This is a genomic window from Cobetia crustatorum (assembly GCF_000591415.1).
GTDB classification, from domain to species: Bacteria; Pseudomonadota; Gammaproteobacteria; order Pseudomonadales; family Halomonadaceae; genus Cobetia; species Cobetia crustatorum.
The window spans coordinates 14,458-40,295 of record NZ_JEMF01000081.1; the positions used below are offsets into that span (position 1 = coordinate 14,458).

23 protein-coding genes and 1 pseudogene are annotated in these 25,838 nt (G+C 58.5%); 4 read left to right on the forward strand and 20 right to left on the reverse strand.

Features of this window, described 5'->3' with window-relative positions:
- Positions 1–113: 113 nt before the first annotated feature.
- Positions 114–638, reverse strand: a complete 525-nt coding sequence (locus BF12_RS0114825; RefSeq protein WP_024952950.1) for an META domain-containing protein — start codon at positions 636–638, stop codon at positions 114–116.
- Between the two features lie 334 nt (positions 639–972).
- Here BF12_RS0114825 and BF12_RS0114830 point away from each other — a divergent pair, with 334 nt between their 5' ends.
- Positions 973–1,683, forward strand: coding sequence for a phosphatase PAP2 family protein (locus BF12_RS0114830; RefSeq protein WP_024952951.1), 711 nt, complete (start codon positions 973–975; stop codon positions 1,681–1,683).
- Positions 1,684–1,743: 60 nt separating this feature from the next.
- On the opposite strand, the gene BF12_RS21290 is transcribed toward BF12_RS0114830, so the two are convergent.
- The 5 genes from BF12_RS21290 to BF12_RS0114855 all read right to left on the reverse strand — a co-directional run bounded on the left by BF12_RS21290 (position 1,744) and on the right by BF12_RS0114855 (position 7,366).
- Complete coding sequence (locus tag BF12_RS21290) at positions 1,744–2,934, reverse strand: GGDEF domain-containing protein (protein ID WP_024952952.1); 1,191 nt, start codon at positions 2,932–2,934, stop codon at positions 1,744–1,746.
- Between the two features lie 231 nt (positions 2,935–3,165).
- Positions 3,166–3,606 (reverse strand): VOC family protein, encoded by a 441-nt coding sequence (locus tag BF12_RS0114840; RefSeq protein ID WP_024952953.1) that lies wholly within the window; start codon positions 3,604–3,606, stop codon positions 3,166–3,168.
- Between the two features lie 173 nt (positions 3,607–3,779).
- Positions 3,780–6,173 carry an FdhF/YdeP family oxidoreductase gene (locus tag BF12_RS0114845; RefSeq protein ID WP_084488148.1) on the reverse strand — a complete coding sequence of 798 codons (2,394 nt, stop codon included), beginning with the start codon at positions 6,171–6,173 and terminating at the stop codon, positions 3,780–3,782.
- Positions 6,174–6,226: 53 nt separating this feature from the next.
- A complete protein-coding gene (locus tag BF12_RS0114850) occupies positions 6,227–7,066 on the reverse strand; it encodes a formate dehydrogenase accessory sulfurtransferase FdhD (RefSeq protein WP_024952955.1) in 840 nt (279 codons plus the stop codon).
- 39 nt (positions 7,067–7,105) lie between these two features.
- Positions 7,106–7,366: a hypothetical protein gene (locus tag BF12_RS0114855; RefSeq protein WP_141103643.1), complete on the reverse strand. Its 261-nt coding sequence runs from the start codon at positions 7,364–7,366 to the stop codon at positions 7,106–7,108.
- A gap of 45 nt (positions 7,367–7,411) precedes the next feature.
- Between BF12_RS0114855 and trhO the strand changes: the two genes are divergently transcribed.
- Entirely contained in the window at positions 7,412–8,473 is a 1,062-nt protein-coding gene (gene trhO / locus BF12_RS0114860; RefSeq protein WP_084488143.1) for an oxygen-dependent tRNA uridine(34) hydroxylase TrhO, read from the forward strand.
- Positions 8,474–8,599: 126 nt separating this feature from the next.
- On the opposite strand, the gene BF12_RS0114865 is transcribed toward trhO, so the two are convergent.
- From BF12_RS0114865 to BF12_RS0114900, 8 genes and pseudogenes are all read right to left on the reverse strand, one after another.
- Positions 8,600–9,457: a LysR family transcriptional regulator gene (locus tag BF12_RS0114865; RefSeq protein ID WP_024952958.1), complete on the reverse strand. Its 858-nt coding sequence runs from the start codon at positions 9,455–9,457 to the stop codon at positions 8,600–8,602.
- Between the two features lie 146 nt (positions 9,458–9,603).
- Complete coding sequence (locus BF12_RS0114870; RefSeq protein ID WP_024952959.1) at positions 9,604–9,735, reverse strand: entericidin A/B family lipoprotein; 132 nt, start codon at positions 9,733–9,735, stop codon at positions 9,604–9,606.
- 232 nt (positions 9,736–9,967) lie between these two features.
- On the reverse strand, positions 9,968–10,099 hold the full coding sequence (locus tag BF12_RS21795) for an entericidin A/B family lipoprotein (protein ID WP_084488144.1): 132 nt from the start codon (positions 10,097–10,099) through the stop codon (positions 9,968–9,970).
- A gap of 45 nt (positions 10,100–10,144) precedes the next feature.
- Positions 10,145–10,279: an entericidin A/B family lipoprotein gene (locus BF12_RS21800; RefSeq protein ID WP_084488145.1), complete on the reverse strand. Its 135-nt coding sequence runs from the start codon at positions 10,277–10,279 to the stop codon at positions 10,145–10,147.
- A gap of 62 nt (positions 10,280–10,341) precedes the next feature.
- A complete protein-coding gene (locus BF12_RS0114885; protein ID WP_024952960.1) occupies positions 10,342–11,337 on the reverse strand; it encodes a zinc-dependent alcohol dehydrogenase family protein in 996 nt (331 codons plus the stop codon).
- 164 nt (positions 11,338–11,501) lie between these two features.
- Entirely contained in the window at positions 11,502–12,281 is a 780-nt protein-coding gene (locus tag BF12_RS0114890) for a sulfite exporter TauE/SafE family protein (RefSeq protein ID WP_051511051.1), read from the reverse strand.
- A 141-nt stretch (positions 12,282–12,422) separates the two neighbouring features.
- A pseudogene (locus BF12_RS20415) lies at positions 12,423–14,494 on the reverse strand (TRAP transporter permease).
- Between the two features lie 420 nt (positions 14,495–14,914).
- A complete protein-coding gene (locus BF12_RS0114900; RefSeq protein WP_024952962.1) occupies positions 14,915–15,922 on the reverse strand; it encodes a TAXI family TRAP transporter solute-binding subunit in 1,008 nt (335 codons plus the stop codon).
- A 414-nt stretch (positions 15,923–16,336) separates the two neighbouring features.
- On the opposite strand from BF12_RS0114900, the gene BF12_RS0114905 reads away from it, so the two are divergent.
- Positions 16,337–16,765: an HIT domain-containing protein gene (locus BF12_RS0114905; protein WP_024952963.1), complete on the forward strand. Its 429-nt coding sequence runs from the start codon at positions 16,337–16,339 to the stop codon at positions 16,763–16,765.
- A 99-nt stretch (positions 16,766–16,864) separates the two neighbouring features.
- Here the strand turns inward: BF12_RS0114905 and BF12_RS20420 are convergent, their stop codons facing one another.
- The 6 genes from BF12_RS20420 to BF12_RS0114935 all read right to left on the reverse strand — a co-directional run bounded on the left by BF12_RS20420 (position 16,865) and on the right by BF12_RS0114935 (position 23,392).
- On the reverse strand, positions 16,865–18,136 hold the full coding sequence (locus BF12_RS20420) for a nickel/cobalt transporter (protein ID WP_024952964.1): 1,272 nt from the start codon (positions 18,134–18,136) through the stop codon (positions 16,865–16,867).
- The gene (locus tag BF12_RS0114915) at positions 18,133–18,837 is read right to left on the reverse strand and encodes a DUF1007 family protein (protein WP_024952965.1); all 705 of its coding nucleotides are present in this window, start codon (positions 18,835–18,837) and stop codon (positions 18,133–18,135) included. The genes BF12_RS20420 and BF12_RS0114915 overlap by 4 nt, the downstream gene beginning before the upstream one ends.
- Before the next feature lie 134 nt (positions 18,838–18,971).
- Entirely contained in the window at positions 18,972–20,426 is a 1,455-nt protein-coding gene (locus tag BF12_RS0114920; RefSeq protein WP_024952966.1) for a sigma-54-dependent transcriptional regulator, read from the reverse strand.
- The gene (locus tag BF12_RS0114925) at positions 20,423–22,387 is read right to left on the reverse strand and encodes a sensor histidine kinase (RefSeq protein WP_024952967.1); all 1,965 of its coding nucleotides are present in this window, start codon (positions 22,385–22,387) and stop codon (positions 20,423–20,425) included. The genes BF12_RS0114920 and BF12_RS0114925 overlap by 4 nt, the downstream gene beginning before the upstream one ends.
- Positions 22,388–22,427: 40 nt before the next feature.
- Positions 22,428–22,844 (reverse strand): hypothetical protein, encoded by a 417-nt coding sequence (locus BF12_RS0114930; protein ID WP_024952968.1) that lies wholly within the window; start codon positions 22,842–22,844, stop codon positions 22,428–22,430.
- Positions 22,844–23,392, reverse strand: a complete 549-nt coding sequence (locus BF12_RS0114935) for a hypothetical protein (protein WP_024952969.1) — start codon at positions 23,390–23,392, stop codon at positions 22,844–22,846. Before BF12_RS0114935 ends, BF12_RS0114930 begins: the two co-directional genes overlap by 1 nt.
- A 417-nt stretch (positions 23,393–23,809) precedes the next feature.
- Between BF12_RS0114935 and betT the strand changes: the two genes are divergently transcribed.
- Positions 23,810–25,807 carry a choline BCCT transporter BetT gene (betT, locus tag BF12_RS0114940; protein ID WP_024952970.1) on the forward strand — a complete coding sequence of 666 codons (1,998 nt, stop codon included), beginning with the start codon at positions 23,810–23,812 and terminating at the stop codon, positions 25,805–25,807.
- Positions 25,808–25,838: the final 31 nt, after the last annotated feature.

Consider the following 25,838-nt stretch of genomic DNA (forward strand, 5'->3'; position numbering starts at 1 on the left):
AACAGGTGCTGGGTAGTCACAGCACTGAGCAATAACAAAAGCCCCCGCACCTTCCGGTGCGGGGGCTTTTCTGTCAGTGGCAGTCAACCACCCATCTCACATAGCACAGTGGCCTACTCGGCTATCGCCTCAACCGCCAGGAAGGTCGCCAGTAACTGACCGGAGGTATCCATGATCTGCAAGCGGGCACTATCACCGCTGCCATTCACCTGATAGCTGGCCGCCTCTTCCAGCATGCGATTGAAAGCACTGGACTGCTCAGCATTGCGACACATCTTCATGGTCGAGGCCAGCGGGCCAATGTCCAGAGTCTGACGTGACTCGTCCAACGTGACAGGCCCCATCAGACGATTACAGCCATTGCTGCCCACCAGTCGCAGGCGATCATCCTCTTCATCCGCCCGCTGCTCCTGAGTCGGGGGTTGCAACAGGAAATTCGGTGCCTCTTCATCCGAAGAGGTAGCAGAGAAACTCCAATGCGTACCGACCACTGTAGGCACCTGACTCGGCGCAAGCCCGCTGCGACTATCACTTCCCGTGGACATGGCAGCGCAACCTCCCAGCAAAGATATGCTGAGCAGCAGAGATGTGCCGATCACTCGAGACATGGGCAATAAACGACGGGCGGGGATAGTCATGAACAAATTCCTCGTGGGGCTTGGCAAACAGATACCGAGGCAGGCAAGGAGGCCTTGGTAGAGGGCAGTCGTGCGCAGCGGACCTCATGATAGAAACATTACCATCGGCCACCCTTGCTGGCCTCTTCCGCTGGTATTCGAAAATAACGTAGCGCACCCACAGGTCGCGGAAGGCGCGTTGAGTGCAACATTATGTCACACCGCAAGAGATGCAAAACAGTGTTTCTTAAGAGAGTCTTAACCTAGAATTCACCTCTAATCAGAGAGGCTATTCGCGCCATTGCCTGTGCCTCCTCATCTTGTCGCGCAAAATCACTATCAAGGAGATGATGGCATGCACTTTCGACGCCTGCTTGTCTTGAACGCCGTCGGCCTCGTGTTACTGACCTGCTGGTGGGTACCGACGCTAGACTTCTGGGCCATACTGGACAGCGATATCTTCTGGGGATTCAACCTGTTGATCTCTCCCCTCAATCCGCACTGGGATACGTTGCTGGGACTGCTCAATACGCGTGCCTTCGATGCCTGTTCCTTTCTGATGATGGGCGCACTCTTCACTTGGGCAATGTTGTCCGATGAGCGTCCGTATCGTTATCGTCACTGGCTGAGCATTGGCATCACCATGCTACTGACCGCTGGACTGATTTCATTGTTCGTCTTGCGTGTCATCAGCTATGAACACGCAAGTCCGACGCGGATGTTCGCCCATGCGCAGCACCTCTCCGAACTGGTGTCATTCAAGACCAAAGATTCGGCGTCCAACAGTTTCCCCGGAGACCATGGCCTGATGCTGATGGTATTTGCGAGCTTCATGCTCGTCTTCGCTCCACGTCGCATAGCGCTATGGAGTCTGGCATTTGTCGTGCTGCTGAGTGCTCCGCGCATCATGGTGGGCGCGCATTGGTTCAGTGATGTTTATCTGGGCTCGCTCAGCATTGCACTGATCGCCCTACCTTGGGTGCTCTGCACACCACTTGCGCGTACAGCCGCCTCTCGTATGGAGCGGTGTCTTGCAAGAGTCAACCAGTACCGTCCGCAAGCCTGAGCTTTACGTTGCACTGAAGCTGAGCATAAGTCTGAACCGCTGTATGCCGCGCCCGACATGTCAGCCCGCGACTGAGCCGCCCGAGAAGCCGTCCAGTGCGTGATGACGACTGGACGGTGCGGCGAGATTGGCTTGGGGTGTTTCGCCGGGATGCTCCTTGCTACCAGGCTCTGCAAGATTATCTTGCGAGGCGCCTTCTTCACGCTCTCCACCTGCGACGACACGATCACGTCCGGTACGCTTGGCGTGATAAAGGCGTCGGTCAGCCAGCAACAGCAGGTCATCAAGACTGTCGCTTTCATGACTGACGGCAACACCAATCGAGACTGTAATCGGGATGGGCCGCTCTGCAAACATCGGAGGTGAACTGGCCAGCAATGAACGCATGCGGCCCGCAATAGACACGGCCTCGGCACGCCCACTTCGCGGCAGCAGTATCAGAAACTCTTCCCCACCAACGCGCCCAACGCAATCGCCCTGGCGTGACGTGGCGTTCAGCAGCCGTCCCAAGTGCCGCAGCACCTCATCACCGACGGCATGGCCGTGGCGATCATTGACCAACTTGAAGTGATCGGCATCCAGCATCAATGCCGAACACGGTACTGCATCCCGCCACCAGCGCTCGGCCTGCCGCAGTACCTGACGTCGATTCAATAGCCCCGTCAGCTCATCGCGACTGGCATCTTGACGATACTGACGCTCGAAATGCTCCGTCAGGGCCAGCATCCGCCACAAGAAGGTCACCATCAGCAAGAAGACCACAAACAGATTGGTCGATTGCATCAGCCAGACGGCGATATAGCCATCACTGGCATGCAATGGAGAAACCCACAGTGCTGATACCGCCGCAATGAACAACACCAGTGTCGCCAGCACACGCACCTTGCCGGGCAACGGTGCGAGGTGAATGCCGGCCATCACGATGAAGAAGTAGTATTCATAGCCTGCTGAGTGGCCAAAGCAATAGACCGATAGCCATGTCATCAACGTCAGGGCGCTTAGCATCAATGACAGTGCGAGGGTCAATTGATGGTAGCGATGCAGCAGTATGCCGAGTACCGCCAGTAGCACCATGATGCCACTGACAAACGCAAGGCGAGGCTCCTGGAGCATGCTGAAAAAGGGCAGCCAGAGGGCAAAGAGCCCAAACAGCATCAGGTAGATCCATAGATAGCCGTGATAGAAACGACGGTGCTCCACAGCGAGCAAACGTGGTTCATGGCGTAACCAGGCACGAATGACACTCAGCATCAGGCAATCCTTGCCAGCAGAACACTATCCGCGCAGAAATCCATCTACGCAACACAGCGAAAATATGGGGAATTTCGACAGCCGATACATGAAATGTCAGGTTTTTATGCATCGGGACTTATTATTCTCACTACATCATAAGCGCTCATTGGGGATGCGCCAGCAGCCCTTATTCAAACGCGTCCTTTTTATGCGACGCTTACCAACACGTCAACATTCGTCATAAGTGAATTACCAGCTACCAGTATTGGTCATGGAGGCCCATGGCTCCTGCGGCTCCAGTGCATCGCCTTTCTGCAGCAACTCAAGCGAGATGCCGTCGGGGCTTTTGACAAAGGCCATGTGGCCGTCACGCGGCGGACGATGAATGGTCACGCCATTGTCCATCAGGTGCTGGCAGGTCACGTAGATATCATCGACCCGATACGCCAGGTGACCGAAGTTGCGCCCGCCGCTGTATGCCTCAGGATCCCAGTTATGCGTGAGCTCCAAGAGCGGTGCCTGTGTTTCACGTGCTTGCTTGGCATCACTCGCGGCAGCAAGGAAAATCAGCGTGAAACGCCCTTTCTCGGAATCCTTGCGCGAAATTTCCTCAAAGCCCAGCAGCTCGCAGAAAAAATGCAGTGAAGCATCGACATCGGTGATACGTAGCATGGTGTGCAGATATTGCATGGATAACTCTCTTGAGCAGTAGTGTCAGGTAGCGGTGATCAGTGACGGCTGGCGCCCCGCAATGATCAATCGGCGCTGGCAACATTCTAGGCACACGAACGCCGTGCCGCGAGTCATCTCACGGCACGGCAGTGTTGCATCATCGAAAACTTATATTGGTAGCTTGCGGACTATCAAGCAATACGCGCGCTGCGTTCCAGTCGGACGGGGACAGCCTTGGAGGACGGCGTACCGGTGTCGCTGCCATGACTCTCCAGCGCGATCAGTACATTGGTTTCCGGATAATAGGCCCCAATACAGCCGGCGGGAATATCGTACTCCACCAATCGGAACTGAGGCGCGCGGCGCTCGTGACCATCTGGGCGCGGCTCGCCCAGCATATCAACCCAATCGCCGTCCGCCAGCCCAAGGCGTGTCAGGTCCTGCGCATTGATGAAGATCACCCGGCGCTGGCCAGATACGCCGCGATAGCGGTCGTTGTAGCCATACACCGTTGTATTGTACTGATCATGGCTACGCATGGTCTGCAAGGTCAGCCAGCCATCGCGGCGCGACTGTTGCTGGTGAATCACGGCTGCAGGCAATGCAGCGTACGAGAATTCGGCCTGACCACTGACGGTCGGGAATTCGAGTGCACGCACCGGATTCGCGAGATGAAAGCCACGTTTATGTGCGAGGCGGTCATTGAAGTCGTCAAAGCCAGGAATGACAGCGGCAATTTCATCACGGATCAGGTCATAATCTTCCGTCAGTGCCGCCCAGTCGACTGGGTCACTCACGCCACGTGCAGGCAATGTCCGCGACAACGTCTCGCGGGCGATGGCCGCAATGATGGCAGGTTCAGAGCGCAGTGCATCGCTGGCAGGCGCCTTGATGCCAGCGCTTGAGTGCACCATCGACATCGAATCTTCGACACTGATGTGCTGTGAGGCAACAGATGCCGAGCGATCAATCTCACTGCGCCCGAGGCACGGCAGAATCAGCGCCTCTGTCTGCTTGCCCACCACCAGATGGCTGCGATTGAGCTTGGTGCTGATCTGCACATTGAGCGTGAGTTGACGCATGGCCGCTTCGGTGCGCTCGCTATCCGGTGTCGCACGCGTGAAGTTGCCGCCCAGCGCGATGAAAGTCTTCACTCGCCCTTGCTCCAGGGCCGCAAGACTCTCGACGGTATTGAAGCCGGCGGCACGCGGCATCGTCACGCCATAGCGCGCTTCCAGCGCATCAATCAGCGCCGTCGGTGCATTCTCATCGATCCCCATCGTGCGATCCCCCTGCACGTTGGAGTGACCTCTTACCGGACAGGCGCCAGCCCCTGGGCGCCCGAAATTCCCCCCCAGCAGTAGCAGGTTGATGATCTCGCGCACGCTATCGACGGCATGCAGGTGCTGGGTAATCCCCATCGCCCAGGTACAGATGACATTGCCGGCGCCCGCATAGAGTCTGGCCGCTTCTTCCAGCTCCTCACGCGTGAGCCCTGACTGGTCTTCGATAGCCGCCCACGAGGTGGACTCCACCGCTGCCTGCCAAGCTTCGACGCCCAGGGTATATGCTTCGATGAAGCCCTGTGCACGCGTGAATTCGCCTTGCTGTTCCAGCACAAACAGTGCCTTGGCCATGCCACGTACCGCGGCCATGTCACCCCCCATGCGTGGCTGGTAGTAACGCGAGCTGATGGTCTGACTGGACAGCGTAATCATTTCCAGCGGTGATTGCGGGTCTGCAAAGCGCTCAAGCCCACGCTCACGTAGCGGATTGAAGCTGACGATACGCGCACCACGCCGCGAGGCACGCCGCAGATCCCCTAGCATGCGCGGGTGATTGGTGCCGGGGTTCTGACCGAACACGAAGATGGCATCAGCGTGTTCGAAATCTTCCAGCAACACCGTGCCCTTGCCGACGCCGAGACTGGCCTTCATGCCGACGCCACTCGCCTCGTGACACATGTTGGAGCAGTCAGGGAAATTATTGGTCCCGAAGAGTCTCACGAACAGTTGATATAGGTAGGCGGCTTCATTGCTGGCTCGCCCCGAGGTATAGAAAAGCGCCTCATCCGGCGATTTCAACGCACTCAAGTGCTCGGCGATGAGTGTAAAAGCCTCTTCCCAGCCGATGGGCAGATAGCGATCACTCGCAGCGTCATAACGCATCGGCTCTGTCAGGCGGCCCTGATCTTCCAGCATGAAGTCATCCCAGCCCAGCAACTCACTGACGGTATGCTGAGCAAAGAAGCGCTGCGTCACACGCTTGGCGGTCACTTCCCAGGCGACGGCCTTGGCACCGTTCTCACAGAATTCAAATGACGAGCCATGCTCCGGGTCGCCCCACGCACAGCCAGGACAATCGAATCCCTTGTCCTGATTGGCCTTGAGCAATGAGCGCACACTCTTCCACGGCGCCCTCGAGTGAGTGACGTGTCGTCCCACGCTTTTGAGCGCTCCCCAGCCACCCGCCGGGCCACCATAAGGTACGATTTGAGGATGGCGTGTCTGCTGCGCATCCTCACGCGGCAGGTTCGCCGACACACTGGCAGGCGCAACGATTTCGGGGGCGGAAGATTCAGTCATTTCAATGTCCACTGGGAGTAAGTGAGGTAGCGGTGAAACACGCAGAGAATCCGTCAGCGCGGCTGGCAAGCTCCTTGGACGAGGGGATGGCCACCTGCATGACCGCTCAATAGCTCCAGCCGTTGGCCACGATGCGCGCAGACCAGATTAAGATCACAGGCGCGTGCGGTTTCTACCGCGAGACGCGACGGCACCGCCAGTGTCACCAGAGTGGGGATGTGCGCACGAATGGTCTTCTGCACCAGTTCCAGACTGCAGCGACTGGACACCAGCAACGCTTCTGGCCAGACACCGCTATCGAGACTCATGCCGATCACGCGGTCCAACGCGTTATGGCGGCCGATATCGGCACCCTGCGCCGTCAGCGCGCCGTCAGCGGCTAGGCCAAGCGCCAGATGCATGCCACGGCGTGATGCACGCTCCAGTCTATCGAGACCTCGCATCAGCGCAGCCGGTGATAGTGCCGCACGTGGCGGTAAACGCGTCAGGCCTGCCATCAGTTCAGCTTCATCCTGAACGCCGCACGCGCCGCAACTGGAGACGGAGCTCTCGCGCCGCTGATGCCGCTCGGCAGAGCGTGCCAGTGATTCACTGACCTCCAGACGAACGGCGAGGCCATGGCGCAAGCGCGACAGTCGAATCGCCGTTACATCGTCGCGACGCGTGATCCAGCCGGCCGTAAAGGCATGGCCAAGCGCGAGCGGCTCCAGCGCTTCAGGGCTGGCCAATAGCGTTCCCATCGGCGTGTCATTGAGCGCCAGACTCACCGGCAATTCTGCAGGGCCTTCCAGCTCACGCAGCGGTATATCACGAGCATCCTGATAGCTCGCTTGCGGCGGCTGAGCCGCGCTCACAAGGCCGCTCATCGCTTTTTGATAGAGTGAATCACTCATTAAAGTACTCCGTAGCGAAACGCTTTACTGTGGAATACGTCAGTCACACGCCACACTAATGAGGCATATCCTAACCTCATGCATCAACTGCGACCAATTGAGCTTGACCGCCACTTGATAGACGACACCAATGAAGGTGACATGCAGATAGCGCATCTTAGATTTATCGATAACAGTACCGAAAACGACGCCAAGAGCAGTGTCGAGAAGCTGCCAAGAGGCGCGGTTGAACGCACATGTGATCGCGCGCAGGAAATTCCCGTGCAAGTTGCGTAAAATGCGTCGCCAGACATTCATCATCTTGCTCCGGATTTACGATTCGGCCCGCACGAGGACAGCATTCGCATGATCGACACTACTGTTAGCTCTTCTCCAGCACCCGCTGCCGCGCGGCCCAGCCCGCTGGCACCGGCCCACGTGGTCTGTGCGCTATACAAGTTCGTTGCGCTGGAGGACTTCGAGGCACTACGCGACCCGCTTTTGGCTGTCATGGATGAACACAACATCCGCGGCACCCTGCTGTTGGCACGCGAAGGCATCAACGGCACGGTTTCCGGTTCACGCGCTGGCATCGATGCCCTGCTCACCTGGCTGACTTCCGACCCACGATTGGCGGAGCTCGACACCAAGCAGTCACTCGCCGAGCAGGCGCCCTTCCTGCGTGCCAAGGTCAAGCTCAAGCGCGAGATCGTGACCATGGGTGTCGAGGGGATCGACCCGCGCCACACCGTCGGTACCTATGTCGAGCCGAAGGACTGGAACGCACTGATCTCCGACCCGGAAGTGCTGTTGATCGATACGCGTAACGACTACGAAGTGGAAGTGGGGACATTCGCTGGTGCCATCAACCCGAATACCACCGCTTTCCGCGACTTTCCCGAGTATGTCTCGCGTGAGCTGGACCCGCAGAAGCACCGTAAGGTAGCGATGTTCTGCACCGGGGGTATTCGCTGCGAGAAATCGACGGCCTACCTCAAGGAACAGGGCTTCGATGAGGTCTATCACCTCAAGGGCGGCATCCTGAAATACCTGGAAGACGTGCCGGAAGAAGACACCCTGTGGCAGGGCGAGTGTTTCGTCTTCGATGAGCGCGTCACTGTTGATCATCAATTGCGCCCCGGCCAGTACGACCAATGCCACGCCTGTCGTCTGCCAATCACCGCTGAGGATCAGCAAAGCGAGCTATATCAGAAAGGTGTCAGCTGTCCGCGCTGTTATCACACACAGAGTGACGCGCAGAAGAAACGCTTCGCTGAGCGCGAGAACCAGATTCAGCTAGCACGCGAGCGCGGCGAAGCGCATCTGGGGATGGATGCCGTCGCTCAGATGCAGGCCCGCCGTGAAACGAAACAACAGCAACGTGATGCTGCACGCCTTGCTGCGCAAAAGGGCAACAAGAAGGTCTGAAGCGCCGCTTGTCATACCATATGACACCAGACAATATCGGGCGGCACTGAACGCTTATCCAAACAAATCACCCCAACTTCATGGGGTGATTTTCATTGTGGCCCGATGTCTGGTGACAGCCAACGGTTAGCGCAGCAATTCAAGCACAGCCGACAGACGCCGACTGCGCTGCTGACCGGCACGCCACAAGAGCCCTACCGTCTCGCCTTCTCCTGGCAACCGCTGCGCTACCAGATTCTTGCCCAGTCGTGAATCAGCCAATCCTTCCGCCAGTATGCTGACGCCTAATCCAGCCTCCAGCATCACGCCTAGCGCCGCAATCGAATTGGCCTCCAGCAATGGCGACGGGCTCAGGCCCAATCGCTCAAACTGCTGATTGAGTCGACGCCGCTGTTGCATCTCCGGGGTCAGCAATACCAGCGGATAGTCGCGCAGACAGCCCCATTCGGGCGCAGATGGCAGGCTGAAGTGCTCTCGACTGGCAATCAGTGCCGAATGCTCCTGATACAGAGGGCGGCAGGCGAAGCCACTCATCGCAGGCGCGGCAGGATAGCCTACGGCAAGGTCCAGCTCTCCATCCTCCAGTCCCTGCGCCAGTGATGAGGTCGATAGCTCGCGTAGACGCAGCGACAGCTGAGGGTGAGTCTCGCGCAGGCGTGGCAAGAAATCACCCACCGCAGCGAGCGCCGACGGCACCACGCCCAACGTCAGTCGCCCGGTCAGCACGGCATCTGGCGCCAGGTCTCCCTTGAGCTCATCCAGCTCGGCCAAGATACGGCGCGCATGTGTCAGTACCCGTTCCCCTTCCGGCGTGAAGCTCTCGAAGCGATGTCCGCGAATGATCAGTGCCGTCCCCAGCTCTTCCTCAAGCTGCTTGAGCCGTGCCGACAGCGTCGGCTGCGTGACATGGCAAACCCGCGCAGCCCGTCCGAAATGGCGCTCACTGGCCAGGGCGACCAGAAAGCTTAGCTGACGATGATCCATGAGGAACGACCTTTCATTGCAGAGCAGATGGGGCGAATGGGTATTCAGACACAAAAACGCCCAGCTAAATAGCTGAGCGTTTTCATCGTAGCCTCACCCTAGCGTGCCTAGCGGCCAACTTGGATGATGCGGTAACGCAGCTGTCGTTATTGGGCAGCGTCCTGAACCGCTTCACCGGCTCGCTCGACATCCTGCCCAGCGCCATCAACGGTGTTGCAGCCAGACAACGCTGCCAGAGTGAAGAAAGACGCGAAAATAAGTGCGATGGTGCGAGTCATGGCCATGCTCCTTTGCGTGAGCATCGAGGGCGATATTCGCCACCAATGCCCTGTCGTGATGAATCTCATGAATGCTATTTCTCGACACACCATAGCGCGTGTCAGTGATAGATACCTTGGGTCAAGCCGTTGGCTTTCAAGGGGTCTAATTCATGTTTTATTCATCTCGAAGGAGATATCCCACTCGGCATCATCAGAATGCTTTCATCGTCTTGCTTCAGGCCCAGACTCATCAACTGGCGGAGTCTTCGATCGAGCCACCCAGATGTTCAAGATCTTCCCCGAAGCCTTCCACGGTATTGCAGCCACCCAGAAAAAGGCTAAGCAGAAGCGCGGAACCGGTCATCATCATGAATCGTCGCATGGGTCTTCCTCTGTTCAACAGATGTGTCGAGACATGGTACTGGACTCAGCTGGCAGCGTTATCAATCTTGCCACCCAGATGCTCGAGATCCTTGCCGAAGCCGGACACTGTATTGCAGCCCGCCAAGGCCACACTCGCCACCAGAAAGGCAGCAATCATCAAGCGAGTCACGCGCATCATGCTAGTTCCTGATCAATGTTCAACGCTGTTATGACAGCCTGATGGCCCAAAGGTGCCAGACCTCAGCGATTCACCAGCAGAATCTTGCCCAGAGCATCGCCAGACTCTATCAGTGCATGTGCCTTGGCGACATCACGGAAGCTGAACTGATGCTCATCGAGCAGCGGACGCACTGCGCCAGCTTCCAGCATCTCGCTCAGAGCGTTGAGAAGCTCAGGCTGGTCGTCCATGCCAATACCCGTCAGCAGCGGTACGGAACGGAAGATGACATGCAACGACAGATTCTTGGCATGCAGCTGGGTCAGGTCATGCGTCGAACGCGTATTGATGGAGCATAAGCGGCCAGACGTCGCGGTTGCCTCGATGGAGCGATCAAGATTATCACCACCCACCGTATCGAAAACCAGATCAAAACCACGACCTGAGGTCAGGCGCGCGACATACTCGCTGACGGCTTCTTCGCGATAGTTGATCACTTCATCGGCGCCGAGCTGGCCCGCCAGCTCGGCCTTTTCATCACTGGAAACCGTGGTGGCGACCTTCGCGCCCAGATACTTGGCAATCTGGATCGCTACATGACCCACACCGCCAGTACCCGCGTGAATCAGTACGTGTTCGCCTTCCTTGATCTGGCCGCGCGAAACCAATGCCGTCCATGCCGTCAGGAAGACGAGTGGCAATGCTGCGCACTCCTCAAGCGTCAATGCGGCAAGGCTCGGACGCTTCACGATCACACGCGTATCGGCAATCATGAAATCAGCCAGCGCACCTTGCCAGCCTTTCACGCCGCCGGCGCAGCCCAACACCTCATCACCGACCGAGAAGTCGCTCACACCATCGCCTATCGCATCGATCACGCCAGCCACATCGCCATTAAGGATAGCGGGGAAGTCCGGGTGCGACTTGACCAGCCCGCTACGCAGCTTGGTCTCGATAGGATTGATGCTGGAGGCCACGACCTTGATGCGCACCTGCCCACGCCCCGGAGCGGGGGTATCCAGCTCGCGCTCGACAAACACCTCAGGACCACCGTACTGCTCAATGACCATGGCTTGCATGAGTGAAAACTCCTGAAAAATGAAAAATAGGGACGCCGTCATCACTGAAGGCGTCGTCATAAACTGTTATTTGCGTGCTACTACCGACATGTCGTGGGAGTGCTGAACGTACAAATACTGCGAGCTTACTCCGACTCGCGCACAAGGTCAGTAGGCGGCGCGGATCAGGTGAGCAACAGCCGCAGCACGATGATGAAGATCACGACGACCGTTAGCCACTTGACCCAGCGTGCACCTGCCGGGCTCATGTTGACCCGTGCGCCAAGGAAGGCGCCGCTCATGTTACCGATCGCCAACACCAGCCCGAAGGCCCACCTTACCTGTCCGTCAAACACGAATACTGCCAGTGCCGGCAAGGTGTACATCAATACGATAAAGACCTTGAAGACATTCACCTGTGTCAGGTCAATTCGCAGCAGTCGATAAAGCACCACGATGAACAGCACTCCGACGCCTACCTGAATGAAGCCACCATAGATGCCGATGCCAAACATCGCCACCAGCACCGTCGGTGTGATGCGTTCTTTTGTCAGTTCGCGAGTATCGAGTGTCGGGGTCGGCAATAGCATCAATACCGAGCACACCACCATCACCACGATCAGTACACTCTCAAAGGCCTCGGCACTGATGCGCGTCGCCATCCAGGCCCCCAGCATGGCCCCTACCACTGCCGGCAATGCCAGCCGCCAGGCCACGCCCATATTATGCGCACCAGCACGCAAGAAGGTGCTGGTTGCCGTAGCACTTTGCAGTACGATCGCGACCCGATTGGTGGCGTTGGCCTGCCCCGGTGGCAGCCCCAGGAACATCAACAGCGGCAGCGTCAGCATCGAGCCGCCCGCCGATAGCACATTGATGAAACCGGCCACACCGCCTAGCGCGATCAATGCCAACACACTGCCGACATCCAACCCTGCCGCCAGCTCTGCAACTCCAGACGTCATGCAGACCTTCCTTGTCCAAACGTGAGATAAAAACTTGCCAATGGTACGCCGAGCGCACGATGCCCGGCCCACTGCCCCAACGAGGGGAAAGTGATGCCGGGCATCGTTCATACCGTATCGATCATTGCCATTTGCGCTTGATCAGTGTGCTAACGCTTCCTGACGACTGCTCTGGCGAACACTATACGTCAGCACCAGCAGAAAGACGGCCAATCCGCCCAGATCCACTGCCAGCATGCCATGCGGCCACAGCATCAGCGCACCCAGCGGGAACATGGCCAGACGCAGCCACCACGGTAGCTCGTGCTCAAGATAGCCTTCCATGCCCGCCACGATAGCGTAGATACCGAACAGCGCGAACACGAAGACCGTCAGCATCTCACCGATGTCTCCTGAAATCAGCGGGCTCCAGGCGAACAACAGCGGCACGATATACAGCCCCTTGGCGATCTTCCAGGCGGTCAGCCCCGTCTTCATCGGTGGCGTCCCGGCAATGGCGGCAGCAGCGAAGGCGGTCAAACATACCGGCGGCGTTACGTTGGAATCCTGCGACAGCCAGAAGATGATCATGTGGGCACTCACCAGCGCCATGGTCAGCGCATGCGGCGACAACGCCTGCTCATACAGCTGGCTCTGGAAGGTATCCGGCACCAGTGCCAACAGCTCGCGGGCAGCATCCATGCTCATCGGTGCGCCCAACAGATCCAGCTTGTCAGGGGCTGCCAGCATGAAGATGGCCTTGGCCTGCTCCGGCAGATTCCCCGCCGCCAGCAAATCCACCAGCTGAGAGTGAGCAATCAGATTATAGAGTGCCGGTGCAGACAAGGTGCCCAGTACGATGTACGAGGCCGTTACCGGCAGACCCATACCTAGAATCAGCGAGGCTAGCGCGACCAGCGCGATGGTAATCAACAGGCTACCACCTGCCCAATCAGTGATCATCAATGAGAAGGTGTTGCCGATACCAGTGGTTGAAACGACATTGACGATCAGTCCGACCGTGATCAATAGAATCGCCGTGGTGGTCATGTTGCGCACCCCCGACAGCATGGCTTCCACAATATCCCCAAGCTTCATCGGATTCTTCGACAACCACGACGCGGCGATGACGGAGAGAATCGCGATACCAGCGGCATAGGTCGGCGTGAAGCCGTAGATCAGCGCACCGACCAATACGATCAGCGGTGCCAGATAGTGCCAGCCATCCTTGAGCACGTCCTTGAGACGCGGGCCCTGCGGGTCATCCAGCGCCGTCGCATCGGAGCGCTTGGCTTCGATACGCACGAACATGGCGACTGACAGGAAGTAGAGCAGTGCCGGCAGTGCAGCCACACCAACGATAGTCAGGTATGGCACTTGAGTGTAGGACGCATGATGAAGGCACCTGCGCCCATTACCGGCGGCATCAACTGGCCACCGGTCGAGGCCGCAGCCTCTACCCCCGCCGCAAAGCGTGCAGGGAAGCCAGCACGCCGCATCAGCGGGATCGTGATCACGCCAGTGGAAACGGTATTGGCCACACTGGAGCCAGACACCGACCCCATCAGGCCGGAGGCGAACACGGCCACAAAGCCCGGCCCACCCTTGAAGCGGCCAGCAGCACAGCGCGCCAGATCAATGATGAAGTCGCCCGCTCCTGATTTGACGAGGAAGGCACCGAACAGAATGAACATGAATACGTAGGACCAGGAGATGCGCGCAATCGAGCCCAGCATCCCTTCGCCGCCGATGAAGCTTCTGAACAGCACCGTTTCCCAGGTCAGGCCCGGGAAGTTGAACACGCCACCGACATACTTGCCCCACCACGCCACGTAGGTCAGCGCGATCAGGCACAGCACCGGAATGAACCATCCCGTGGTACGGCGCGCAAACTCAAGAATCAGCCCCACTGCAGCAATGGAGACCACCCAATCCGCAGTGGAGAACACTACACCGCGATCATAGAGCGCATCTTCAAAGCCGATCAGATACAGCCCACACCCCAATGCCGCCAGCCCGAGCATGATATCCACACCCAGTACCCAGCGCTTGGCACCGTCACTGGCCGGCGTGATCATCGGGATGGTCAATGCGCACAGCAGACCAAACAGGCCGAAGTGCAGCGCACTCACCCATAGTTCCGACAGGGTCGAGAGCGTATTGAAATACAGGTGTGCGAAGCAGATGACGATGGAGAGTACGAAGACGGCACGCCCTAACCAGGGCAAATCCATACGCCACGGGGCGGCTTCAGCGGATTCGTCACGCACATCGGAGAGATCCGGTGTGTCGGACGTGGTGTCAGAAGGGTGGGAAGGCTCTGGCGAGCGAGAATCATGCATGGCGGTGCCTCGGGACAGGGTCAGGCAGCGAAGGCGTAAGTATCGATACAACGACGTACGCACAGGCTTGCGAAGGTAGAGCGGGTCTAGATGCTGATGCTTGAGCCTGGGCATCAGACTCGAATGCATTGCTCTGGCCTCAGGCCGGCAATGATTTATTGGAAAGCACTTATGCGAGGCAAGTGACGTATTGCCATCAATGCATGACGCCACTTGCCGGAATTCGAAGGGTCACTGCTCAGCCTCCATCGCAAATTCCAAGAACAGACGATGAAGGCAGGCCTTGAAGATAAAACAGACGTTACGCGAGACTTATTCGGCGATCAGACGTTCCGGAATCTCGATGCCCTGCTCCTTGAAGTAACGTACAGCCCCCGGGTGCAGCGGCAGCGGCAGACCCGCGATGGCCTTGTCGATGGCCATGGCCTTGGTGGCCGGGTGGATGTTGTTCAGGAATGGCAGATTCTCGTACATCGTTTTGGTGATCTGATAAACATCTTCTTCAGAGACATCATCACGCACCACCAGGATATTCGGCTGGGCAATGGTGTTGATTGCCTTGGTCTGGCCCGGATAGGTGTCGGCAGCTATTTCGTAAGGTGTCCACAGCTCGAACTGAGAGTTGACCTTGGCCAGCTGCTCAGTAGTGAAGTCCAGCGTGGTGATTTCATCACCAAGATTGGCATAAGCGCGCGTCACGGCAGAGGCCGGTGCACCCGCGGGGATGTTCATGCCATCGATGTTGCCGTTCTGCATGGCATCGGCGCTCGGGCCATAGCCCATGTAGGCCAGATTCATCTTGTCGGCATCGATTCCCAGCTGATCGAGAATGAAGCGGCCAGAACCCTCGGTACCGGAGTTTTTCTTGCCGATGGAGAAGCTCTTGCCATAGAAGTTGGTCATGTCATCGATCGTGCCGGACTTGGCCTCGTCGTTACGCACCACGAAGTGCTCGACGTTCTGCCATAGCATCGAGATGCTGCGCAGATGCTTGTGGGCCTTGTTGACTGGCGGAGTGCCATTCCATGCCCAGGCGCCGTAAAGGCCCTGAATGATGCCGAACTGAGCCTGATCTTCTTCCATCAGCTTGAGGTTCTCGCCGGAGCCGGCAGATGAGATCGCGGACACGGAAATGCCAGCGGTCGGCTCAAGCTTGACCTTGATCAACGTGGACAGTGCCACCCCGACTGGATAGAAAGTACCGCCGGTCGTGGCAGTACCCATGATGTACTGGCCTTCCGCTTGAGCCATGGCACTGAGACCAAGAGAGGCTGCGATGGCGAGACCGAGACCGGCCTTGAGGAACTGGCGCTTTTGCATGGAATGACTCCTTGGCGAACCTGCCGGGACGCAGGTTTAGCATTTATTGTTGGAAGTTATGGTGCGAAATCGTTCTTGGAATACAGGACGGAGGCGGGCACCAGACTGAGCAAGTCTTCTGAGGTATCGGAATCGCGTGGTCACTCACGACAGCAACAATGGCGACAACTGCGAGATGGCGCTGCGGCAATGACTGTCGAACGCTGCGAGGCGTGTGCTCCGTCTCGATTGAAGACTAGCAAGTCATGGGCAAGTGCGGTATGTGGCGATGGGGGCATTGCGTCAGCGCTGAGCCGACGGAAGGGAATCATCAAAGTGGCAGGATTCTGCCGATCTGGTCACACTGGGGTCATTCGGGCACACCGCCTGCCGTTCGCCATACTGGCGCATTTATCATGCTTGCAAGGAGAGATGATGAGCGATTTTCACCTGCACACGCAGCTTGAGGCTGACACCCACTTCGTGGCCGATCTCGCCTTGTGTAGCGTGCGCCTGATGGACGATGCCCGCTATCCGTGGCTGATTCTGGTGCCGCGACGCGCCAATATCCGTGAGGTTTATGAGCTCGACAACTCCTCACAACATCAGCTGTGGCATGAAACTACCTTGCTGGGCGAGTTGTTGATGCTGGTCAGTGGCAGCGAAAAGCTCAACATCGGCACGCTGGGTAATGTCGTGTCGCAACTGCATGTGCACGTGATTGCCCGCAATAGCGACGACGCCACCTGGCCTGGGCCCGTGTGGGGTGTGGGCCGTGCCGAGACTTACGAAAGCGAAACACTCACCGTGCTGATCGACACGCTACGCATGAAGATTGCCGAGCTACCCAGCTACTCATTCTAGCCACTGGCCATTTATTGCTGCTAGCCAACAGACACGGGGCCCATATGAGCCCCGTGTCTGTTGGTGAGAGTACCGCCTTCCTCTACCATCACTGCAGCATCACTGGCTTGGTGACCGTGGCGGAGTCTCTTCCGAGAATGGCGAGCGCGCCTCTGGCACAGCGCCAGGGGCGAGTGACTGCGGGGCACTGGGAGCCGATGCACTCGGGGCCGGACGCCCAAACGGTGAGGCACCACGGCCGGTCGGCGACTCCATGGCCTTGAGACTGCTGGCCACCAGCAAGGCGCCAAATACGCTGATGATGATGCCGCCGACCAACCCGATCAGCGCCGCCCAAGGCCAGTGACGCACGGAAACACGGCGGTTACTGCCCTCTTTGCCCAGGCGTGCGCCAGCCGCTACCAGCCGTCCGCTGGCCTTCATGAGCAGCGTTGCCATCGCGACGCTGCCCACCGTGAGCGCCGTACCCAGTGACATCGCCAGCACTGCCAGCACTCCACTGCCGACCATGCCCAGTGCCAGCGCTGCCAGCAGCACCAGAATCGCGCCGGAACACGGTCGCAGACCGATAGCCAGCACCGCCATTCCCATGGTGCGCCAGTCACCGTTGGCCTGCTCTGCCGTCACGCCATGCGCATGCCCACAACCGCAGTCGTGATCATGGTCGTGGTCGTGGTCGTGGTCGTGCGAGTGGTGATGTGAGTGTTCGTGTGAATGGTCCTGTGAGTATTCATTCAAATGGTCGTGGCCATGCGCTGCTCCCTGCACAGATATCCGAGCGGCTCGCCATAATCCTCGTGCAGCACGCAGAATCAGCAATAGCCCCAGCAGCAATACGCCGACATGGCTGAGCAACGTGACCTTCTCGACCTGCCCGAGCACCTCACGTCCCGCCCAATCGAGCAAACCGGCTCCCAGCCCGACCAGCACCAACGCGCTGACGCCCTGCAACAATGCCGCCAACAACGATAGCCATAGCGCGCGACGGCGAGCCACCGGCTGACTGGCCAGCAACGTACTGATGACGACCTTGCCATGCCCTGGACCCGCGGCATGCAGCACACCATAGGTGAAGGAGAGGCCGATCAATGCCCAGGGCGTGCCCGGGTGGGCAGCCAGCTCACTCATGGCGCGGCCAAGCGCGCGCTGGAAGCGAGATTGCTCGGCAAAGATCCACCCCAGTGCCTCCCCCCAGCCCTGCACCAGACTCGGCCATACCAGCATGCCCAGTACGACCAGACCACACCCGATGGCCAGGACGCCCGCCCATTGACGGCCACGAGCAGAGGCAGGCTTCATGAGGCTGTCGCGCATGCCCTTGAGACTTTTGACATCCTGCAGTCCACTGGAATCTTCTTGCTCACGACTCATTGAGCGGCCTCACAGCGCACGCTGCCGATTTCGGCGAAGTATTGACCCAGATCCATCGGTGCCGTGGCATTGATGTCCAGCATCGATGCCTCGGCGACCTTTTCGGGGTCAGGGTCCGCGGGCTGGATACCCGGCGTGCAGCTCAATGGCGAGGTCTGCGATTCCAGCCCACTGACGACCAACCCCTCTTTGACGGCAATGGCATCCGGGTCGTGCAGAATCTCGATGTAATAAGTGGGGTCGTAGATACGATAGCTGAGCGTATGCCCTGCCATGGGGACCGGCTTGGCCAGCGGCAACTCCATCTGGAAGGCGACCCGCTCGCCCTTGAGCCAGGTGGTCTGGTTCTTCGCCTTACCCAACGCGACCGGTGCGTCATCCAGAGTGACATGGGTGTAATACTCAAATTGCGAGAGATTGGCGAGAATCTCGTTGCCCAGGGCATCGAGACGCTGCTCCATGCTGCTGTCGTCCTCAAGCGCCGCCAGCTCCTGACGCAACGTCAGGCTATAGAAGGGATCAAGCAACCAGTACTGACGCAGTGCGACTGCTCGCCCTTGGTCATCGAGACGCAAGGTGACGCGTAAATCGACCCAGCCATGAGGGTGCGCAGCCGCCGGCTGACTCACACTCAGCAGAGACATCGTCAACAAGGGCAATAACAACGCCATGCAGGCGTTGCGATAAGCGGCAACAGACATCGAAAGACTCCGAACAAGGCGGATGAAAGGATTCAGGCAAGATGAATGGGCGAAAAGATGTCACACCCGACGATAATGGCTTGCAAAAACTGATGACTCGCACAAAACGTTACCTTATAACACCAGCAGATGCATCACTCTCCAGACTCGTCACCGCCCTGGCGGAAGCTGTCACGACGCAGCCCATACTTGTGCATCTTGAGGTTCAGCGTGCGACGCGGCAGCGCCAACTCATCAAGCACTCGTGCAATATTGCCGCGCGCACGCTGCAGAGACGCGCGAATGAGAGTTGCCTCGAAGAGCGCCACCTGCGCTGCAAGCCCTGTAGAGTGATTGCCCTCGTCCTGCTTCCCTTCACCGTCCACCGGGGCCGGTTCAGTCTCTCCCAGCACGACTCTCTGACTAGCCAGTTGACGTAACTGCCATAGATTACCGGGCCAATCGGCCGCCATCAGCGCCGCAAGCTCACCGGTGCCAAATGATACCTCTGCCACCTGATGCACCTCCGCCGCCTGGCGGCTGAAGTGCGCCATCAATAACGGGATATCTTCTCGGCGCTCACGTAACGCAGGGGTGCTCAGTTCTATCTCGGCCAAGGCATGACCCAGCGTCAGGCTCAGTGCGCCGCCGGCTATCAGCTCATGCGGGCTTTTCATCGCGCTGCACACTAACCGTGGTGATTGACGCCCTGCATGTGACTGGCTCACCAACCAACCGTCTAACCACTGCCATTGTTCGGCGCTCAGGCCACTCACTTCATGCAACAGCAATGTCGTCGCGCCAGGCGCTGCCGCCAGTGCATCAGCCATAGCTTCGGCCAATGCGCCCGCTCCGCGCGCATCACCGGTCAACGGACGGCACTCGACTCTCGCCAATAGTGCATGTGCTGCCATCACTGCATCGCTACGCGCAGATGCTGTCTGTGGTGCAGCATGCTCAGCAAGGGCGAGCGCAGTTGCGGTACGCCCACTGCCCGGCTCACCCGTGATCCAGAGGCGTGCCGGATGTCCGCGTAATTCCAATAGCTGTTCACGTAGCTGACGTACCTTCGGACTTTCGCCGCGCAACAAACCGCTTAGGCCACGTACGCTCAGTCGGCGGCGCAAACGCTGGTTCTCATCACTCAGTCGCCGACCGGCCAATGCTTGACGCAGTTTCAGTTCAAGCGCCTCCGGGTCGAATGGCTTCTCGATGAAATCACGGGCACCACCCTGCATCGCCGCGACTGCCGTGGCGACATCGCCATGGCCCGTCATCATCAGCACCGGCAATTCCGGAGCGGCGAGCGCAAGCCGAGCCAGTAGCGTCATGCCATCCATGCCTGGCATGCGAATATCGCTGATCACCACGCTGACGGGTTCTCCGCTGGCTAGTGCTTCCAACAGTGCTTCGCCACGACTGAAGCAACGCAACGTCAGCTCAGCCAACTCGAGCCACTGAGCCAGCGACTCGCGGACGGCAGGGTCATCATCGACCAACCAGATTGGCGCCTCACGTGTCAGTTCCCGGTCATGCGTCAGACGTTGCTCTGCTACAGAAAGGTGTTCGATAAGCAGTCCGTCCGCAGAGTCGTCAGAGAGGTCATTCATACTTGAGGCGCCTGTGAAGATGTCTGATCAACATCATCCCTCCGGGCCTGATTACGCGATGCAAGGTCTGGCGTCAGTAGCCATAACTCAAAGACGGCACCGCCCAATGACAACGGCGATGATGCGGCATCGTCGGCCAGTCGCAGAGCCCCACCGAGATCTCGCGCCATGCCGTAGCTTAGAAACAGTCCCATGCCCATACCTTCACCGATGCCACGTGTCGTGATGAAAGGATCAAACAGCGTGGCACGCAACTGCGGATCAATACCGGGGCCATTGTCTTCGATACGCAGGCAACCGCCTGCCTGCCCCTCAAGGCAGGTAACATGCGGCCATGCCTGCCAGCGCAGGCGTAACCGGGGTGCTTCGCCCGTCGCACCCTCTGCCTGTTGACCATCCAGTGCATCCAGCGCATTGCGGATAAGATTGGTCAGTAGTTGTTCAAGACGTACCTGCTCACCGATCACCTCGAGCGTATCGATGAGCCCCTCACGCTCGACCGTGATACCGAGCCGCGATAGCCGCTCTTCGAGTAGCTCCAGCACGAAGTCCACACGCGGCGTCAGCGCCAGCGGCGCGGGAGGCTGCTGACTAGCCGGACGCACGAACACGCGCAACTGACGAATCATGTCACCCAGCCGCTCGGCCAGCTCGCCAATGCGTGTGAAGTTACTGCCTGCCATCACGGCAGTACGGGAGGCTTTCTCTGGCCGGGCAGCACCACGCGCCAGCAGTTTGCTACCGCTGGCCGCATAGGTGCGAATGCCCACCAGGGGCTGATTGAGCTCATGGGCGATACCGGCGGCCATCGTGCCGAGTGCCGCCAGCTTGCCAGTTTGCACTAGCTCATCGCGCGTGGCTTCCAACTCACGGGAGCGCTCGGCGACCCGCACTTCGAGTCGCTCATTGATCTCTCGCATGACGCTGGCTTCGCGCCGAATCAGGCGTAAACGAGCCTGACGCTCACGCATCCAGAGCGCCAGCAGGCCAAGGCTAAATAAAGCAGCAAGACCCACGAGGACGGCATTGCGCGCCTGTGCGTAAAGCGGGCGCATTGGCATCAAAAAATGCAGCTGCCACTTAAGCGGCCCACTGGCCAGTGACTCATCCAGGTAACGTTGCCCGACGGCAGCCGAGGACAGAAACACAGCATCGCCGGCCCCGAGCACCAGACTGCCGTCCTCCAGAGAGCGTGCCAGCGGGGAAAGTGGCGCGCCACGGAACTGCTGCTGAGCGCGGATATTGGTCATCGCAACGGGCGTCAGCGCGGCAAGCGCACGATATTTCCAACTACGCCGAGCGGCCAACAGCACAATGCGATTGGCATCGGCGAGCAGCACCGTCTCGCCTGCCTGCCGCCAGGTGTCTTCAAGCGCCTCCAGCGAGACCTTGACCACCAACACACCTAGTGGCTGATCATCCGGCCCCATTACTGGTGCAGAAACAAAGTAGCCGGGCCGACCGGTGGTATTGCCCACCGCGAAAAACTCTCCGCGCCCACCAGCAATGGCATCAATGAAGTAGGGCCGATAGGCATAGCGATGGCCGACAAAGCTCCCTTCTTCATCGAAGTTACTCGCTGCGAGCGTCAGTCCCTGACTATCGGTCAAGAAGATGGCGGCGGCACCGGACTCCTGCGCGACACGCTGAAGATGCCAATCCAGACTATTGCGGTTGCGACTGTCATCTGATGCTTGAGGGGTAGAAGCAGTCTCGTCGAAAGCGGCACGCACGCGCGGCTGCCGTGCCAAAAGGCCCGGCAGCCACTGAAAGCGCGATAATTCCGCATTGAGAGTGCTGGCATAGAAGTGCAACCGCGTGGCAGCGTGCTGACGGGCATCCCGCTCACCGCGCGAAAACTCCCAATGCCAGAGGGCAAACAGCGCCATGAGCCCCGCTAGCAGACTGGCGGTCAGCGCCAGCCACACCAAGCGGCGGCGACGCAATGCACTTAGTCGCATGTGCTGCACTGCCTATCGCACCGAATCATCATGCTTCTCGTCACGGGACGCCAATCACCGGTACGGTGCGGGCGTTGAGTGCTATCGCCACATCCACCAGTAGATTATCGAGACGGCCCGGCGCGATATCAGCACCATTGCTGTCACCGGTCACGCTGAGACGAATCTGGCCATTGACCTCGCTGACCCACGCCTCGAGCATCAACGGCGGACGAGCCGCAAAGCTGGCATCGAGACGTTCCAGATCAGGGTCCGCGCGGTCAATGATGAAGCCGCGTTCAGCAAGCGTCGTCAGCAATGTGACGAATACCCGCTGTGACGTCAGTGCACCGCTGTCCGGGACAATGACAGCGGTACGTGAATCCGGCGCGTGGGTGGGCTGCGTCATGCAACCGCCCAATGCCAGCAAACCAAGGCACGCCATCAAGCGCAGGAATGTTGGAATACGGTATTTCATCAGCGAACCTCCCGAGGATCACGACCCGCCAGTGCGGCATCAAGCTGGCGTGCGATCTGCCGGCAGCTATCGCTGTCATTCTGTGGGCGGGCATCAATCACATAGCCACCTTGATTGATGACCTGTTCATCGCGGATCACCCGTACACGCTCATCCGGTGCGACCAGCGAGATACGCTCAAAGCTGATCGGGTCATCACGGTAGACATCATTGCCGACACCCACGCCTACACCGCGGCCGGCTGCCACGCCATAGCCGACAGAGAAGCCAATACGAGAACCAAAGGGACCGCTGATGGCGCCCAGTCCTGGCTGATCTACCTTGCGCTCCCCTGTCACGACACCGAGTGTCTGCTCGCTCTCGCGCACTTTATAGCCGCGCGCTTCGACTACCTGAGTCGCTGCCTGCAGCCATTGATGAGCATCGCCTTGGCGCGGAAAGATGCATGCTTCAGGCAGGCCAGTACTTTCTTGAGCCGCTAGTGGGTCCTGCGGAGCGAATACAGAACAGCCGCTCAGCAACAGCAAGCTGACAGCGGTCAATGCCATGCGTGGTCCTTGCCAACAAGAGCGGCGGGATAGATAGCGGAGTGCAATAAGTCGATGGGGCATGCGGACATCTCCTATCAGCCCATAAGCACAGAGATATCTCACGATTCTTCGGCGAGACACGTCAAAGGCGCTAGACTGACACATAAGTCTTGTATGGTTCCTGCACAACTTTAGTGTCAGACACTTGGTTGGCAGGTGGTCTCATCTTAGCGCTCAGCCGAGACAGCGCCTACCTTACTAGCCCTGTGATACCGCCTTCTTGCGCGCCAATCAACCACGAGAGAGTGACACCTCGGGGAAGAAGAATCGATCCATCAATGGCGCCCGCGTAGTACATACGCGCGGACAACTCACGACGCGGCTGGTTCAATAAGTTACCATTATCAACGGATAGGCAATCAGGGAGATTAATTTATGTCAGAAAACGCTGACCAACCTACGGTCGCGAAGATCAATCCGCCGGTATTCTTCGGCTCTGCCATCGTGATTCTGGCCTTTGTGCTCTTCACGGTACTGAAGCCAGAGCTTGCTAATACGGTCTTTGGTCACGTTCAGACTTGGATCATCGATACCGTCGGCTGGTTCTACCTGCTGGCAATGGGGCTGTTCGTAATCTTTACGCTGGGTCTCGCCTTCTCACGGTATGGCGATATCAAGCTGGGACCAGATCATTCAGAGCCGGATTTCAGCTATAAATCCTGGTTCGCCATGCTGTTCTCCGCAGGCATGGGCATCGGCTTGATGTTCTATGGCGTCGCCGAGCCAGTGATGCACTTCACCTCACCGCCTGTCGGTGATGCTGGTACTGTGGAAGCTGCTCGCGAAGCGATGAAGACCACCTTCTTCCACTGGGGTCTACATGCTTGGGGCGTCTACGCCGTCGTCGCACTGGCACTGGCTTATTTCAGCTTCCGTCATGGGCTTCCGCTGCGTATCAGCTCTGCACTTTACCCAATCATCGGTAAGCGTATTCATGGCCCTATCGGCCATGCGGTCGACATTTTCGCCGTCTTCGGCACCATGTTTGGCGTAGCAACCTCACTTGGCCTTGGTGTGCTACAGGTCAATTCGGGGCTGCATTATCTGTTTGGTATCGAAAATGGTCTGACGACTCAGATCATTCTGATCGCCATCATTACCGGGCTTGCTACCATGTCTGTGGTAATGGGTCTGGATGGTGGCATCCGCCGCCTCTCCGAGCTTAACCTTGGCTTGGCTCTGGCACTGATGCTATTCGTGCTGTGTGTCGGCCCGACCATCTTCCTGCTGCAGTCGCTGATCCAGAACATCGGTGGCTATTTCAGTGAGGTAGTGGACAAGACCTTCAACATGTACGCCTACATCCCCGATGACGGCCCGTCCAAATGGCTGGGTGGCTGGACACTGTTCTATTGGGGCTGGTGGATTGCATGGTCTCCGTTTGTCGGCATGTTCATCGCACGTGTCTCGCGCGGCCGCACCATCCGTGAATTCGTCTACGGCGTGCTCTTCGTGCCGATGGGCTTTACCTTCCTGTGGCTGACCTTCTTCGGCGACAGCGCGCTACACCTGTTGATGACTGATGCTGCAGGCGGCCTGGCTGACGCGGTATCCAACGATGCTTCGGTGGCACTGTTCAAGTTCCTTGAACTCTTCCCGTTCAGCAGCGTGACCTCGTTGCTGGCGACATTGTTGGTGGTAACTTTCTTCGTTACCTCCTCTGACTCCGGCTCGCTGGTCATTGACATGCTGACCTCAAAGGAAGGCGATGAATCTCCGGTATGGCAGCGTATTTTCTGGGCCGTTTCGGAAGGCTTCGTAGCCGTTGCCCTGCTTGCGGCCGGTGGCCTGGGTGCCCTGCAGACCGCCTCGCTGGCCTCGGCACTGCCCTTCGCCATCATTTTGATGTTCGTGGCTTATGGCCTGCTCAAGGCACTGCGGCTCGAGGGCGTCAAACAGCGTTCCATGCAGCACTTGAGCAATACACCGGGCCACACGGCTGGCGGTGCTCGCAGCTGGCAGAAGCGGGTTCAGACACTGGTTGAAACTCCGCGCCAGAAGAATGTCGAGCAGTTCGTCATTGATGTGGTGACGCCGGCACTGGCAGATGTCGCGAAGGAATTCGAGGCTCAAGGCCTGGATACGCGCATCAACGACGAAGAAGACCGCAGCTATCTGCAGGTCAGCCATGGTGATGAAATTGACTTCGTCTATGGTGTGCGAGTCCGCGAATATGCTGCTCCGGCCTTCGCGCTGCGCAACGTCAAGCGCAAGGGCACCAGCAACGTCGAGCATCAGTACCGTGCGGAAGTTTTCCTGCGTGAAGGTGGCCAGACCTACGATGTGATGGGCTATAGCAAAGACCAGATCATCGGCGACGTGCTGGATCAGTACGAGAAGCACATGCACTTCCTGCATCTGGCTCGTAACTGAGCAAGCGATCACTGACAGTATGCCGTTCGAT

Bases quoted from the DNA above. Each gene is read 5' to 3' on its own strand.
- BF12_RS21800 (WP_084488145.1), bottom strand. From the start codon at position 10,279: ATGATGCGCGTGACTCGCTTGATGATTGCTGCCTTTCTGGTGGCGAGT.
- betT (WP_024952970.1), top strand. From the start codon at position 23,810: ATGTCAGAAAACGCTGACCAACCTACGGTCGCGAAGATCAATCCGCCG.
- BF12_RS0114830 (WP_024952951.1), top strand. From the start codon at position 973: ATGCACTTTCGACGCCTGCTTGTCTTGAACGCCGTCGGCCTCGTGTTA.
- BF12_RS0114865 (WP_024952958.1), bottom strand. From the start codon at position 9,457: ATGGATCATCGTCAGCTAAGCTTTCTGGTCGCCCTGGCCAGTGAGCGC.
- BF12_RS0114930 (WP_024952968.1), bottom strand. From the start codon at position 22,844: ATGAAATACCGTATTCCAACATTCCTGCGCTTGATGGCGTGCCTTGGT.
- BF12_RS0114925 (WP_024952967.1), bottom strand. From the start codon at position 22,387: ATGCGACTAAGTGCATTGCGTCGCCGCCGCTTGGTGTGGCTGGCGCTG.
- BF12_RS0114920 (WP_024952966.1), bottom strand. From the start codon at position 20,426: ATGAATGACCTCTCTGACGACTCTGCGGACGGACTGCTTATCGAACAC.
- BF12_RS0114845 (WP_084488148.1), bottom strand. From the start codon at position 6,173: ATGACTGAATCTTCCGCCCCCGAAATCGTTGCGCCTGCCAGTGTGTCG.
- trhO (WP_084488143.1), top strand. From the start codon at position 7,412: ATGATCGACACTACTGTTAGCTCTTCTCCAGCACCCGCTGCCGCGCGG.
- BF12_RS0114870 (WP_024952959.1), bottom strand. From the start codon at position 9,735: ATGACTCGCACCATCGCACTTATTTTCGCGTCTTTCTTCACTCTGGCA.
- BF12_RS0114915 (WP_024952965.1), bottom strand. From the start codon at position 18,837: ATGTCTGTTGCCGCTTATCGCAACGCCTGCATGGCGTTGTTATTGCCC.
- BF12_RS0114840 (WP_024952953.1), bottom strand. From the start codon at position 3,606: ATGCAATATCTGCACACCATGCTACGTATCACCGATGTCGATGCTTCA.
- BF12_RS21290 (WP_024952952.1), bottom strand. From the start codon at position 2,934: ATGCTGAGTGTCATTCGTGCCTGGTTACGCCATGAACCACGTTTGCTC.
- BF12_RS0114855 (WP_141103643.1), bottom strand. From the start codon at position 7,366: ATGATGAATGTCTGGCGACGCATTTTACGCAACTTGCACGGGAATTTC.
- BF12_RS0114825 (WP_024952950.1), bottom strand. From the start codon at position 638: ATGACTATCCCCGCCCGTCGTTTATTGCCCATGTCTCGAGTGATCGGC.
- BF12_RS0114890 (WP_051511051.1), bottom strand. From the start codon at position 12,281: ATGACGTCTGGAGTTGCAGAGCTGGCGGCAGGGTTGGATGTCGGCAGT.
- BF12_RS0114900 (WP_024952962.1), bottom strand. From the start codon at position 15,922: ATGCAAAAGCGCCAGTTCCTCAAGGCCGGTCTCGGTCTCGCCATCGCA.
- BF12_RS0114905 (WP_024952963.1), top strand. From the start codon at position 16,337: ATGAGCGATTTTCACCTGCACACGCAGCTTGAGGCTGACACCCACTTC.
- BF12_RS0114935 (WP_024952969.1), bottom strand. From the start codon at position 23,392: ATGGCATTGACCGCTGTCAGCTTGCTGTTGCTGAGCGGCTGTTCTGTA.
- BF12_RS0114850 (WP_024952955.1), bottom strand. From the start codon at position 7,066: ATGAGTGATTCACTCTATCAAAAAGCGATGAGCGGCCTTGTGAGCGCG.
- BF12_RS21795 (WP_084488144.1), bottom strand. From the start codon at position 10,099: ATGCGACGATTCATGATGATGACCGGTTCCGCGCTTCTGCTTAGCCTT.
- BF12_RS0114885 (WP_024952960.1), bottom strand. From the start codon at position 11,337: ATGCAAGCCATGGTCATTGAGCAGTACGGTGGTCCTGAGGTGTTTGTC.
- BF12_RS20420 (WP_024952964.1), bottom strand. From the start codon at position 18,136: ATGAGTCGTGAGCAAGAAGATTCCAGTGGACTGCAGGATGTCAAAAGT.